The sequence below is a fragment of the Sphingopyxis italica genome (assembly GCF_011926545.1).
Lineage (GTDB): Bacteria > Pseudomonadota > Alphaproteobacteria > Sphingomonadales > Sphingomonadaceae > Sphingopyxis > Sphingopyxis italica.
This window is the reverse complement of the sequence record NZ_JAATIT010000002.1, coordinates 413830-426376: the sequence shown is the minus strand read 5'-3', so window position 1 is coordinate 426376 and position 12547 is coordinate 413830. Positions and strand designations below refer to the sequence as shown.

12 protein-coding genes are annotated in these 12547 nt (G+C 66.9%); 7 read left to right on the top strand and 5 right to left on the bottom strand.

Annotated elements, in window-relative coordinates:
- Positions 1-102 precede the first annotated feature (102 nt).
- Positions 103-570: an EF-hand domain-containing protein gene (locus GGR90_RS09710; RefSeq protein WP_209023667.1), complete on the top strand. Its 468-nt coding sequence runs from the start codon at positions 103-105 to the stop codon at positions 568-570.
- Between the two features lie 117 nt (positions 571-687).
- On the opposite strand, the gene trmFO is transcribed toward GGR90_RS09710, so the two are convergent.
- Positions 688-2034 carry a methylenetetrahydrofolate--tRNA-(uracil(54)-C(5))-methyltransferase (FADH(2)-oxidizing) TrmFO gene (trmFO, locus tag GGR90_RS09705; RefSeq protein WP_167921230.1) on the bottom strand — a complete coding sequence of 449 codons (1347 nt, stop codon included), beginning with the start codon at positions 2032-2034 and terminating at the stop codon, positions 688-690.
- A gap of 79 nt (positions 2035-2113) precedes the next feature.
- Here trmFO and GGR90_RS09700 point away from each other — a divergent pair, with 79 nt between their 5' ends.
- Positions 2114-2779, top strand: a complete 666-nt coding sequence (locus tag GGR90_RS09700) for a lysoplasmalogenase (RefSeq protein WP_167921229.1) — start codon at positions 2114-2116, stop codon at positions 2777-2779.
- On the opposite strand, the gene GGR90_RS09695 is transcribed toward GGR90_RS09700, so the two are convergent.
- Both GGR90_RS09695 and GGR90_RS09690 read right to left on the bottom strand, forming a co-directional pair.
- Positions 2780-3241, bottom strand: a complete 462-nt coding sequence (locus GGR90_RS09695) for a host attachment family protein (RefSeq protein ID WP_167921228.1) — start codon at positions 3239-3241, stop codon at positions 2780-2782.
- A gap of 53 nt (positions 3242-3294) precedes the next feature.
- Positions 3295-4137, bottom strand: coding sequence for a TauD/TfdA dioxygenase family protein (locus tag GGR90_RS09690; protein ID WP_167921227.1), 843 nt, complete (start codon positions 4135-4137; stop codon positions 3295-3297).
- A gap of 165 nt (positions 4138-4302) precedes the next feature.
- On the opposite strand from GGR90_RS09690, the gene GGR90_RS09685 reads away from it, so the two are divergent.
- Both GGR90_RS09685 and GGR90_RS09680 read left to right on the top strand, forming a co-directional pair.
- On the top strand, positions 4303-4698 hold the full coding sequence (locus tag GGR90_RS09685) for a glycine zipper 2TM domain-containing protein (protein WP_167921226.1): 396 nt from the start codon (positions 4303-4305) through the stop codon (positions 4696-4698).
- Between the two features lie 149 nt (positions 4699-4847).
- Complete coding sequence (locus tag GGR90_RS09680; RefSeq protein WP_167921225.1) at positions 4848-5408, top strand: peroxiredoxin; 561 nt, start codon at positions 4848-4850, stop codon at positions 5406-5408.
- A gap of 240 nt (positions 5409-5648) precedes the next feature.
- On the opposite strand, the gene GGR90_RS09675 is transcribed toward GGR90_RS09680, so the two are convergent.
- Together GGR90_RS09675 and gyrA are read right to left on the bottom strand one after the other, a co-directional pair.
- Positions 5649-5957 (bottom strand): DUF952 domain-containing protein, encoded by a 309-nt coding sequence (locus tag GGR90_RS09675; RefSeq protein WP_167921224.1) that lies wholly within the window; start codon positions 5955-5957, stop codon positions 5649-5651.
- Positions 5954-8671 (bottom strand): DNA gyrase subunit A, encoded by a 2718-nt coding sequence (gyrA, locus tag GGR90_RS09670; RefSeq protein WP_167921223.1) that lies wholly within the window; start codon positions 8669-8671, stop codon positions 5954-5956. The genes GGR90_RS09675 and gyrA overlap by 4 nt, the downstream gene beginning before the upstream one ends.
- 256 nt (positions 8672-8927) lie before the next feature.
- Here gyrA and GGR90_RS09665 point away from each other — a divergent pair, with 256 nt between their 5' ends.
- The 3 genes from GGR90_RS09665 to GGR90_RS09655 are packed head-to-tail and all read left to right on the top strand — an operon-like array spanning position 8928 to position 12491.
- Positions 8928-10142, top strand: a complete 1215-nt coding sequence (locus tag GGR90_RS09665; RefSeq protein ID WP_167921222.1) for a hypothetical protein — start codon at positions 8928-8930, stop codon at positions 10140-10142.
- A 58-nt stretch (positions 10143-10200) separates the two neighbouring features.
- Entirely contained in the window at positions 10201-11124 is a 924-nt protein-coding gene (locus GGR90_RS09660; RefSeq protein ID WP_167921221.1) for a hypothetical protein, read from the top strand.
- Complete coding sequence (locus GGR90_RS09655) at positions 11121-12491, top strand: ATP-binding protein (protein ID WP_167921220.1); 1371 nt, start codon at positions 11121-11123, stop codon at positions 12489-12491. Before GGR90_RS09660 ends, GGR90_RS09655 begins: the two co-directional genes overlap by 4 nt.
- Positions 12492-12547: the final 56 nt, after the last annotated feature.

The window sequence follows — 12547 nt, the reverse complement described above, 5'->3', positions numbered from 1 at the left end:
AGCAATGATAGGGCAGGAATTAAACAATCCCGTCGATAACAAATGCGCCGCTCTTGGCTGTAACCCGCGACGCATGTAATCTCGCACCGGGAGGGGGGATAAATGGCGATCTCGCGTTTTCTGATCGGCGGCCTCGCGAGCGCGCTGCTCCTCACGGGCGGCGTGTTTATCTGGAAAGGCTATAGCCAGGTTGCCGAGGAGGCGGTGTTGCCCGACCCGCCCCCGGCGCTGCCTGCGATCCCGGTGGCGGGGGCAAGCGCGCCGAAGCGAGGCGCGGCGCCGCCGGCCTTGCCCACCGCCAAGGCCGAATCGCGCGAGGAACGTCGCTTCAATCGCTACGACCGCGACCGCAACGAGCGGATCAGCCGGATCGAGATGATGTCGACGCGCACCGCGGCGTTTCGCAAGCTCGACAAGGACGGCAATAATTTGCTCAGCTTCGAGGAATGGGCGGTGGCGACGAGCGACCGCTTTGCTGGGGCCGATGGCGACGAATCGGGCGACCTGACGCGCGTCGAATTCGCGACGACCGCGCCGAAACGGGCGGCGAAGCCGAAGTGTCGTTGTTGAAGCGGAGAAAACCCTGCTCCCGCTCGCCCTGAGCTTGTCGAAGGGCCGTTCTTTCTTTGTGCCGCAGAAAGGGACGGTGCTTCGACAAGCTCAGCACGAATGGTGGAGAGGGGACTCTTAGGCGACGACGCCCTCAGCCTGCTTCATCCACTCCGCCAGCTTCATCCCGGCGCGCTGCGTATAGCCGAGCTTGCGGTCCTTCTTGCGGACATCTTCGGCGAGCGGCGGGAAGAGGCCGAAGTTGACGTTCATCGGCTGATAGCTGGCTGCATCCGCGCCGCCGGTGATGTGACCGAGCAGCGCGCCCAATGCGGTTTCGGGCGGCGGCGGGGGCAGGGTGCGGCCGCCGAGTTCGGCGATGGCGAAGCGCGCGGCGGCGAGGCCGATCGCGGCACTTTCGACATAGCCTTCGCAGCCGGTGATCTGCCCGGCGAAGCGGATATGCGGCGCCGATTTCAGGCGGAGCTGGCCGTCGAGCAGTTCGGGGGAACGGATGAAGCTGTTGCGGTGGAGGCCGCCCAAACGCGCGAATTCGGCCTTTTCGAGCCCGGGGATCGTGCGGAACAGCTCAACCTGCGCGGCATGTCTCAGCTTGGTCTGGAAACCGACCATATTCCACAGCGTGCCGAGGGCATTGTCCTGGCGTAGCTGGACCACCGCATACGGCCAGCGTCCGGTGCGCGGATTGTCGAGACCGACGCCCTTCATCGGACCGAAGCGCAGCGTTTCGGGGCCGCGCTCGGCCATCACTTCGATCGGCATGCAGCCCTCGAAATAGGGCGTGTCTTTCTCCCAATCCTTGAAATCGGTCTTGTCGCCGTCGACGAGCCCCCGAACGAAGGCGTGATATTGCTCCTTGTCCATGGGGCAGTTGATATAATCCTTGCCGTCGCCGATCGGCCCGACCTTGTCCCAGCGGCTCGCCATCCACGCGACATCCATGTCGATGCTGTCGCGGTAGACGATGGGGGCGATGGCGTCGAAGAAGGCGAGGGCGTCCTTGCCCGTCGCGGTGCCGATGCTGGCAGCGAGGCCCGCAGCGGTGAGCGGGCCGGTGGCAACGATGGTGAGACCCTCGGTGGGCAGCGTGTCGATACGTTCGCGGACGATGGTGACGTTGGGGTGCTCGGCGAGCGCCTTCGTCACGCCGCCCGAGAAGATGTCGCGATCGACGGCGAGGGCGGAGCCCGCGGGAACTTTCGTCGCATCGGCCTCGCGCATGATGATCGAGCCGAGCGTGCGCATCTCGCGGTGGAGCAGGCCGACGGCGTTGCTGTCGCCGTCGTCGCTGCGGAAGCTGTTCGAGCACACCATCTCGGCGAGCGTGTCGCCCTGATGCGCGGGCGTCATGTCGCCGCCCCCGCGCATTTCGGAGAGGCGCACGCGGTAGCCGGCCTCGGCGAGCTGCCAGGCCGCCTCGGAACCCGCGAGGCCGCCGCCGATGATGTGAATGTCGTAGTTCATTACCCGTTTCCGTTGACTTGCGCTTGCCGAGCCGCGCACTAGGCCGGTTGGGAGCAAGATGCAAAGGGGGCGGGGGTTTATGACGACACAGAAGGATTGGGACCGCGCGCGCTGGCTGTGGCTTCTGGCGTTGGTCGGCGGCGTCAGTTTCATGATCGCGGTGGTTCAGCGGCTGGACGGGCCGATGATCTGGGCGTGGAAGACGACGGGCGTGGGCTTTCTGGCACTGTGGGCCGCGGCGAATGCGCGCGAAAGGAACGGCTGGCTGATCGCCGCAGCGCTTGGCTTCTGCGCGTTCGGCGACTGGTTGCTCGATGCGCAGGGGCTCGAGACGGGAGCGGTGGCATTCGTTGTGGGGCATGTCGTCGCGATCGCCGTCTACCTGGCCAACCGGCGGGCCCGGATGACGCCCTCGCAGCGCCTGCTCGGGTGGCTGACGATGCCCGCGACGCTGATCATCGTCTGGGCCATGCTGAGCCCCGCCCCGGGATGGTGGCACGCCGCCGTCTATTCGCTGTTCGTCGCCGCGATGGCAGCGGCCGCATGGACCAGCCGCTTTCCGCGCTATCGCACCGGCATCGGCGCGATGCTCTTCCTCGCGAGCGACCTGTTCATTTTTGCGGGCGAGGGCGCGGTGCTGAGCAAGGACGTCACCATGTGGCTCGTCTGGCCGCTCTATTTCGCGGGGCAAGCGCTGATCGCATGGGGCGTGGTGAGCACGCTCGCCAAGGAAGCGCGCGCCTGATCAGGAGGGCGGCGCGGCTTCGCCGATGAGCAGCGCCTCGATGTCGGGGATCGGACGGTCGGTCATTTCCTTGACATGCTCGCCGAGGATCCGCGCGCTCACCTCCTTGTGCCAGAGCGGGCGAAGCTCGCCCATCGTGCGGGCGGGCGCGACGACGACGAGCGCGTCGAACTGCCCGGCAAGCGCCATCGCGTTGATCTTTTCGGCGAGGTCGCGCGCGAAGCGATCCTCCTCCTGCTGGTGGAAATCGGGTTCGCCCATCGTGCCGCCGGGAAGGCCGGTGCCGGCGGGGGCGGGCGACTGCCCCGAAGCGTCACTCTTGATGTCGCTGTCCTTGCGATCGTCGCGCTCGCTGTGCGAGGCGGTGCGCAGGTCGATCCGCTGCTCGTCGCCCTGATTACGCAGGAACAGCGCCTTGCGGCCATCGGCGACGAGGATGAGGGCGTTGTTGGGGAGGGTCATGGTTTTTTGCTCCTTCTGCCAGGAGCAACGCGCGGGTTCGCTACGAAGTTTCCCTATCCATCCCACGCCGCGATCGTCGTGCGGTGGAGCAGGCGGTCGTGGCCGTCGTAGCCGCCGGTCGCACGGTGAAGGACCGAGCGATTGTCCCACATGATGAGCATGTCGGGTTCCCACGCATGGGAATAGCGGAACTCTTCGCGTCCCTGCCACTGGATGAGCTCGTAAAGGAGAGGGAGAGCCTCGCTGTCGTCGAGCCCGTCGAAGCCGATGATATAGCCCGCGCAGCCGAACAGACCCTTGCGGCCCGTTTCGGGATGGTCGCGGACGAAAGGATGAAGCTGCGTTTCGAGCGCCTCGTCGCCCGAGCGGATATCCATGCTGCGGTTCTTGTCCTTTGCGCCATACATGCCCGAGGGGGCGTAGCCGGCGCGGGCGCTGTGGATCGCCTGCAATCCTTCGACGCGTGCGCGGAGATCGGCGGGCATCGCGTCGAGCGCGGCGTGCTGGTTGGCGAATTCGGTATTGCCGCCGACGGGCGGTATGGTGATGCCGAAAAGGCAGGTGCCCGCGGGTGGGCGCGCCTGAAAGCTCCAGTCGCTGTGCCAGTTTTCGGCGAAGAGCGGCGCGGTCTCGTCGGCCCTGCGCTTCACCGCGATGATATGGTCGTGGCCGGGGATCGGGCGGATGAAGGGATCGTCGCCGAAGCCTCCGAAAGAAGCGGTGAAACGCTCGAGATCGGCCTCGCTCATTCTTTGGTCGGGGAAGGCCAGGACATGGTGGTCGAGCCAGGCCGCGCGGATGTTCGCGACCGTTTCGACGTCGAGCGGCCGCATCAGGTCGACACCGGTCACGCGCGCGCCGCACGCCTGACCGCTGGGGATGATGGTGAGCGTCATGGCGAGGATGCTGCGCCGATTGGAGCGCGCGGTCAATCGGCAGCGGCAGGACGCCCCGAAAGATCGCCGAACCGATGCGATCGGCGCGGCAGGGCTTCGGCAGTTCAGCCAGCCGCCATCTTTGCGGCCCTAATCTGATCTGCGGGGGCAAGACGGAGAAGACAGATGTTCCTGTTCAAGAAATTGGCGTTGGCGGCGTTGATCGGCGCCAGCGCGCTCACGGCACTGCCCGCCGAAGCCGATGCGCGCGACCGCCATCACCGCCATGGCTATTATGGCGACCGCGGTGACTATCGCGATTACCGCCGCGACCATCGTCGCGATTACCGGCGTGACTATCGCCGGGATCGCCGCGATTACCGGCGCAACCATCATCGCGACCGCCGCTATTATTGCCGGCGCGGTAGCGGAACGACGGGGCTGATCGTCGGGGGTGCCGCGGGCGCTTTGCTCGGCCGCGAGGTCGACCGTTATGGCGACCGCCTTCCCGGCACGATCATCGGCGGCGCCGCCGGCGCGCTGATCGGGCGCGAGATCGATCGGGGCGGCCGCCGCTGCTGACGGGCGGGGGCGCCGGCCGACGCTTGCGCCGCGCGAGCCACGGTTCGTGCGGCACGGCGTCGGCCGGTCGACCGATTGCGGTCTGCGAATAAGACAGTAGAGTGTCCCCCGGCGGAAGAGAGTGCCGCTGTTCGTGGTGGAGGCCGCTGATGAAATTCCTGGCAAAATTCGCGATGGCGGCTGGTTGTGGCCTGTCGCTGGCCGTTGTCGCACCGCAGGGCATCGCGGCGCTCCAGCAAGGGGCGAAGGCACCCGATTTCACGCTGAACGCCGCGCAGGGCGGCAAGCCGTTCAGCCTTTCCTTGCAAAAGACGCTGAAGAAGGGGCCGGTCGTGCTCTATTTCTTCCCCGCCGCCTTTACGCCGGGTTGCACGATCGAGGCGCATCTGTTCGCCGAGGCGAGCGACGACTTCACCAAGCTGGGCGCGCGCGTCGTCGGCGTCACCGCGGGCAATATCGAACGCGTCGCCGAGTTTTCGAAGTCCGAATGCCGCGACAAATTCGCGGTCGCCGCCGATCCGGGCGCGAAGGTCGCGGAAAAATATGATTCGACCATGCGCCGCGCAGACGGGACGATGCTGTCGAACCGGACATCCTATGTCATCGCGCCGAACGGAACGATCCTGCTGAGCTACACCGACAGCAAGCCGCAGGCGCATGTCGAAAAGACGATGGCGGCGGTGCGCGCGTGGAAGGCGCGACGGCGCTGATCGGGACGACGTTTATAGAGCGTCTGTTTGCGACCGGTTGCGGCCGAAGCGCGATTGCTCTCTCCCCTTCAGGGGAGAGATACGAAGGCTTGCCGGCTTGTCCGGCTAGCCGCAGTTGAGAGGGGCATGAATCGCTTCGGCCCCCTCTCCCCTGAAGGGGAGAGGGCTATGACAGCTCATCACCCCAAAACGGTCATTCGCATCGCAAGGCGGTGCTGTGGAGGAACGGGCCTTTGGGAATCAATCGTGTCTTTGCAGGCTCACCACCGCGTGGATAGGCAGTTCCGCATAGATGTGCGGGAAGAGGTCGCCGTCGCGCGCGGGCTCCCAGCGAACCGCGTCGCCGAGTTGGATCAGGTCCACCTCGGCGATCATTAGGCCGTCTTGCCCGGCGAAATATTTGGCGATCGTCGTATCGAGCTGCTCGGCGGTCGAGAGGTGGATATAGCCGTCGGCGATGTCCACCGGCGCGCCGCGGAACACGCGTTCGCGTTCGAAATCGGCCCACTGCTGTTGGGTCAGCACCTTGAAGGCCGTCGCGGGGGTCATTCGGACGGCGTTTCCGTCGCGGGCGTTTCGGCCGCGGCTTCCTCACTGCCTTCCACCGCTTCCTCGTCGCCTTCCTCGATCAGGGCTGCCGAGACGACATGCTCGTTGTTCGCGACGTCGAACAGGCGCACGCCCGCGCTGCCGCGGCCGATGACGCGCATCGAATCGAGGCCCATGCGAATCAGCTTCGCCTGATCGGTGACGAGCATCAACTGATGCGCCTTGGTGGCGGGAAAGCTCGCGACGACGGGGCCGTTGCGGGCGATATTGTCGATATTGGTGATCCCCTGACCGCCGCGACCGGTGCGGCGATATTCATAGGCCGACGAGATCTTGCCATAGCCATTGGCGCAGACGGTGAGGATGAATTGCTCGCTTGCGGCGAGTTCGGCCATGCGCTCGCCGGGCAGCGTCGGCTCATTCTCATTGTCCTTCCACGGCGCGGCGCGCAGATAGGCTTCGCGCTCGTCGCTGCTGGTGCCGACGCGGTGCAGGATCGAGAGCGAGATCACCGCATCGCCGTCGGCAAGCCTCATCCCGCGCACACCGGTCGAATTGCGGCTCTGGAACTCGCGGACGTCGTCGCCGGCGAAGCGGATCGCCTTGCCCTGGCGCGTCGCGAGCAGCACGTCGTCGCTTTCGTCGAGCAGCGCGACGCCGATCAGGCGGTCGTCCTCGTCCTCGCCCTCGAATTTCATCGCGATCTTGCCGTTCGAGGGCACGTTGGTGAATGCGTCCATGCTGTTACGACGCACGCTGCCCTTCGCGGTTGCGAACATGACGTGCAGCTTGCCCCATTCGGCCTCGTCCTCGGGCAGCGGCAGCACGGTCGAGATCGTCTCGCCCTGGGCGAGCGGCAGGAGGTTGATCATCGGGCGGCCGCGCGTTGCGGGCCCGCCCTCGGGCAGGCGCCACACTTTCATGCGATAGACCTTGCCCACGGTCGAGAAGAAGAGCACCGGCGTGTGCGTCGAGGTGACGAACAGCTCGGTGACGACATCCTCGTCCTTGGTCGCCATGCCGGCGCGGCCCTTGCCGCCGCGGCGCTGGGCTCGGAAGGTGTCGAGCGGGGTGCGCTTGATATAGCCGTCGAGGGTGACGGTGACGACCATCTCCTCGCGTTCGATGAGGTCCTCGTCGTCGATACCGTCGGCGGCGGGCGCGACGAGCGTCCTGCGCGGAGTCGCGAATTCGTCGCGCACCGCGACCAGCTCTTCGCGCATCACGCCATAGAGTTTGACGCGGTCGGCAAGAATCGAAAGCAGTTCCTCAATCTCGGCCGCCAACTCACCGAGTTCCTTGCCGATTTCATCGCGGCCGAGCGCGGTGAGGCGGTGGAGGCGGAGGTCGAGGATCGCCTTCACCTGGATTTCGGAGAGGCGATAAGTGGCGCTTTCCTCCATCTCGCCTTCGATCGCTTCGACAAGGCGAATATAGGGAGCGATCTCGCCGATCGGCCATTCGCGCGCGAGCAGCGCTTCGCGGGCGGCCGCAGGGCTGTTCGACCCGCGGATGATGCGGACGACTTCGTCGAGATTGCTGACTGCGACGACGAGGCCGAGCAAGATGTGCGCGCGGTCGCGTGCCTTGGCGAGTTCGAACTTGCAGCGGCGCGTGATCACTTCCTCGCGGAAGGTGATGAAGGCGGTGAGAATGTCCTGCAGCCCCATCATTTCGGGACGGCCACCGCGGATCGCGAGCATGTTGGCAGGAAAACTCGACTGCGCCGGGGTGTGGCGCCAGAGCTGGTTGAGCACGACCTCGGCGGTCGCGTCGCGCTTCAGTTCGATGACGACGCGCACACCCTCGCGGTTCGATTCGTCGCGAATGTCGGCGACGCCCTCGATGCGCTTGTCGCGCGCCGCCTCGGCGATCTTCTCGACGAGGCCCGACTTGCCGACCTGGAAAGGAATCGACGTTAATACAATCGACTGGCGGTCGTTCCTGCCTTCTTCGATGATGTGCGTCGCGCGCATCATAATCGAGCCGCGGCCGGTGGCATAGGCATTGCGGGCGCCGCCCTGGCCGAGCATCATCGCGCCGGTCGGGAAATCGGGACCGGGGACGATCGCCATCAATTCCTCGAGCGTGACCGCCGGGCCGCCTTCGAGTTGGCGGTCGATCATCGCGAGCGTCGCGTCGATGACTTCGCCGATGTTGTGCGGCGGAATATTGGTCGCCATCCCGACCGCGATGCCGCCCGCGCCATTGACGAGCAGGTTCGGGAAGCGCGCCGGGAGCACCGTCGGCTCGTCGCGGCTCGCGTCGTAATTAGGCTGGAAGTCGACGGTGTCCTTGTCGAGATCGTTCAGCAGCACCATCGCGGTCTTGGCGAGGCGTGCCTCGGTGTATCGCATCGACGCCGGCGGATCGGGGTCCATCGAGCCGAAATTGCCCTGACCGTCGATCAGCGGGACGCGCAGCGACCAGTCCTGCGTCATGCGCGCAAGCGCGTCGTAGATCGCGCTGTCGCCGTGCGGGTGATAATTACCCATCACATCGCCGACGATCTTCGCCGATTTCTTGTACGGACGTCCCGGAACGAAGCCGCCTTCCTGCGCCGCATAAAGAATGCGGCGGTGCACCGGTTTCAGACCGTCGCGCACGTCGGGGAGCGCGCGGCTGACGATCACGCTCATCGCGTAATCGAGATATGAGGTCTTCATTTCGTCGACGATGTTGATCGGCGAAACACCGTCCTCGGACGGCGGCATAGACGTATTTTCTTCGGTCAAGACCCGGCCTTTTTCTGCTCTTTCGGGAGATGGATTTGGTCTAGCCCATGGGGCCGGCAAAGGCCAGCGATTCGGTCCTTTTGCCGGGATTTTTTTGCGGGCGGAAAAGGCGGGGAACGCGCGATAAACCAAGGTGAAGGCGTGACGTCATCGCGGCGCATGGCGGGGCTTGCCAATCGCTTCATCGGCCCTAAAGCTTCACCGCGATGACCGCTGCCGAGAAAAGCTGGCGCCGATGGCCCTGATCGCGCTGGTCGGCGCTTCCGAAACGCTGCCCGACGGGTCGTTGCGTGCGCTCGTCACCGTCGCCGGCGAGACGCTGATCGAGCGTCAGGCGGCGCGCCTGGCCGATGTCGGGGTGGCGCATATCGCGGTCGCGGTCGGCGCGGTGCCGGGCGAATTGCTCGCGGCGTGCGATCGCATCCGCCGCCGGGGAATGAAGGTGACGCCGGTGCGCACGGCGAGCGACCTCGTCCCGCTGGTCGAGGGCGACGACCGGATCATCCTTGTCGCCGACGGGCTGCGCGCGGGCGGGACTCATTATGCGGCGATCGCGAAGCCCGGTTCGCCCGCGATCCTCGTCACCGGCGACACGATGCTGACGCAGGGGTTCGAGCGGATCGACGCGACGCGGCGCTGGGGCGGGCTTGCCTCGATCTCGCAGCCGATGGTCGCCGAACTCGCGGCGATGCCCGGCGAATGGGACATGATGCTGACTCTGCTGCGCCTCGCGGTGCAGGCGGGCGCGCGGCGGCTCTATTGCGAGCCCGCGCTGTTCGAACAGGGCGAAATCGCGATCGTCGCCGATCGTCCGACCGCGGCGCTGATCGAGCAATCGAGCCTGCAAAGGATCGAATATGGCGGCATGGGGCTGGGGCGCTCGGCGATTATGATGCCGATCATCCGGCTGGCGGGTCCGCTGCTCGTCAAGTCGCCCGCGACCGCGCGTTACCTGCCGCATGTCACCGCCCTCTTGTGGGTGGCGGTCGCGTTGCTCGCGGCAAGCGGCCTCGCGGCGGCGGGGGCGCTCGTCGCGATCCTCGGCGGGCTGGGGCTGGCCGCGATGCGCTTCCTGTCGGCGTTCCGCGCCGAAAGCGCGGCGCAGGACCGCGCGCGCGATGTCATCCGGACCTTTGCCTGGGTGCTGCTCGCCATTTTTCCGTGGCTGCTGTCGCTTGCCGGACCGGGGCACAGGATGCCGCCATTTTCTGAAGCCGCGCTCGCGCCGTGCCTCGCCGCGACGATTCTGCTCGCCCGGTCGCTCTACGAGGATTCGGGGGAGCGGCGGCGCTTTCACTGGCTGCTGCCCGATGCCGATCAGGCGTGGATATTGCTCGCGCCCGCGCTGCTGTTCGGCTTCGCCCCGCTGATGTTCGCGGTCCTGCCGCTGCTCGCTTTGTTCCAAATCCTGCTCTGGCTCAGGCTCGCGCGCCGCCCCGAAGCGCGGTAAAACAAAGACCTTCAAGGTTTAAGGCCTATTAACGTCATGCTGATATTGGCGGACGCGCATGAGTGAATCGGTCTTCTCTCCCGGCATCGACCCGCCGTCGCCGACGTTGTCGGCGCGCCTGCGCGAGTTGGCGGATTATCTGGCCGCGCCCGCCGCGGGCCGGCTGACCGAGGAACAGCGCGCCTTGTCGCTGGGGATCGCGCGGCGGATGGTCGCCGACGTCGCGGCGCGGCTCGATCCCGCCATCGACCCCGCCGCATTGTGGCACGAGTGGCTGGGCGGCGGGCTGCCCTCTGCTACGCGGCTGGCCGGCGTCTGCTTCGCGCGCGCCGAGGAACATCGCTGGCGCGAACAGTCGGCGCAGCGCACCAGCCCGCCGCCGCTGCTTTCCGAGCCCGAAGCGGTGAATGACGAAGCGGCCGCGGTCGGTGAAACCCTATCCGACCTCGATCGTGCCTATCTGGCGGTGCAGATCGCCGACCGCCGGCGGTTCGATGCGCTCGGCAATCCGGCGATCGCGATCGCCGACCTCGATAGCGAGACTTTCCGCACGCTTCTGCTCGACATTGCCGCGTGGCGGCTGGCCGAGGTGAGCAGGGACGCGAAGCGCGCCGCCGAACTGGGCGACGCGGTGCGCGCCGAGACCGAGCGGCAAGCGGCGGAAAGCGGGATCGCCGGCGCGGGCCGCGCCTATTTCGCCGCGCTGGGCACGGATGCGGGCGAGGCGGCGGCGGCGGCGATCGCGCGGCACGATTGGCCGACGCTGCTCGCACTTGCCGCGGCGGCGCACGGCCGCGGCTACGACGATATGGCGCTCGCGCTGCTGACCGCCGAAAGTGCGGCGCTGCCCCCGCTGTTCGCACCGCTGCGGCTCGATAACATCGCGATTGCGCCGATCGAGGCGTCGCTGGTGATGCTGCCGGCGCGCGCGGTAAACGGTGCCGACCATCCTGATTTCCGAAGCGCGGAGCGCGCACGGTGAACGAGCGCGTCATCCGCGGCCGCATCGACCGGTCGGGCGCGCTGGTGAGCGCCGACGCGCCGCTGCTGCGCCTGCAACAGCGCGCGGGAGCGGGGCTCGACAAGCCGCTCGCGCTGCCACATCTCGCGCGCCTCGTCACACTCGCGCAGCGGCTGCACCGCGACATCAGCCGTCCGCTCTATGCCGCCGACGACCATAGCGACATTCACGCGCTCGTCCGCATCACGCCCGACGCCGATGGCGCGAGCCTCGAGATCACCGACTGGCGCACGCGGCCACTGGTCCAGCCGCAGATGCCGCCGATTGCCGAAGGCGCGGTGGTGCCGCAAAGCTGGACGTGGGAATGCGATCAGCAACTGCGCATCGTCGCGCTGCGGCGCGCGCCCGACGCGCCGCCCGTGCCCGAAGGCTGGGAAGGGTGCTCGCTTTCCGAAGTGTTCGAACTGCAACCCGACGATGACGGCCGCTTTCCGGTCCTGCGCGCTCTGGCGCGACAAGCGCGCTTCGACGGCCAGCGGGTCCGGGCGGCGCAGACGGGAATGATTCTTGCCGGCGAAGCGCTGTTCGATGCGACCGGACGCTTCACCGGCTTTCGCGGCAGCGCGGTCGCCGCCGAAGCGCAGCCCGCCGCCGATCAAAAGGCGGGCGGCGCGCTCGTCGACCCGGCCTTCGGGTCCTTGCCTTTGTCGGACCCGCAGTTCGGCCGCCGCATCGACGGCGCGCTGCGCGGGCCGCTCAGCCGCATCATCGCGACGGCGGAGACGATTTCGGGGCAGTTCGACGGACCGATCCGCGCCGATTATGCGCGCTACGCCGGCGACATCGCCCATGCTGGGCGCCATCTGCTCGGTCTCGTCGATGACCTCGCCGACCTCCAGAATATCGAGCGTCCGGGGTTCAAGGCGGCGCGCGACGAAATCGATCTCGGCGATCTGGCGCGTCGCGCGGTCGGTCTGCTCGGCATGAAGGCCGAGGAGAAGGGCATTCGCATCGATGCCCCGCGCACCGACGACCGGGCTCCGGCGTATGGCGAGTTCCGCCGCGTGCTGCAGGTGCTGCTCAACCTGCTCGGCAATGCGATCCGCTATTCACCTGAAAATTCACAGATATGGATCCGCGTCGACCGCGAAGGGGGTCGCGCGACGGTGACCGTCGCCGATCAGGGGCAGGGGATCGACGCCGACCAGCAAGCGGTGGTGTTCGAGAAATTCGAACGGCTGGGGCGCACCGATAGTGGCGGATCGGGGCTCGGACTCTATATCGCCCGCCGGCTGGCGCGGGCGATGGATGGCGACCTGACGGTCGACAGCGCGCCGGGGCAGGGGGCGCGGTTTACCTTGAGCTTGCCGGCTCGCGATGTGGATTGAGGAGAGTGTCGGCTTAGGGGTGGGGGCGGTCGTATAGTTTCGTCATGCTGAACTTG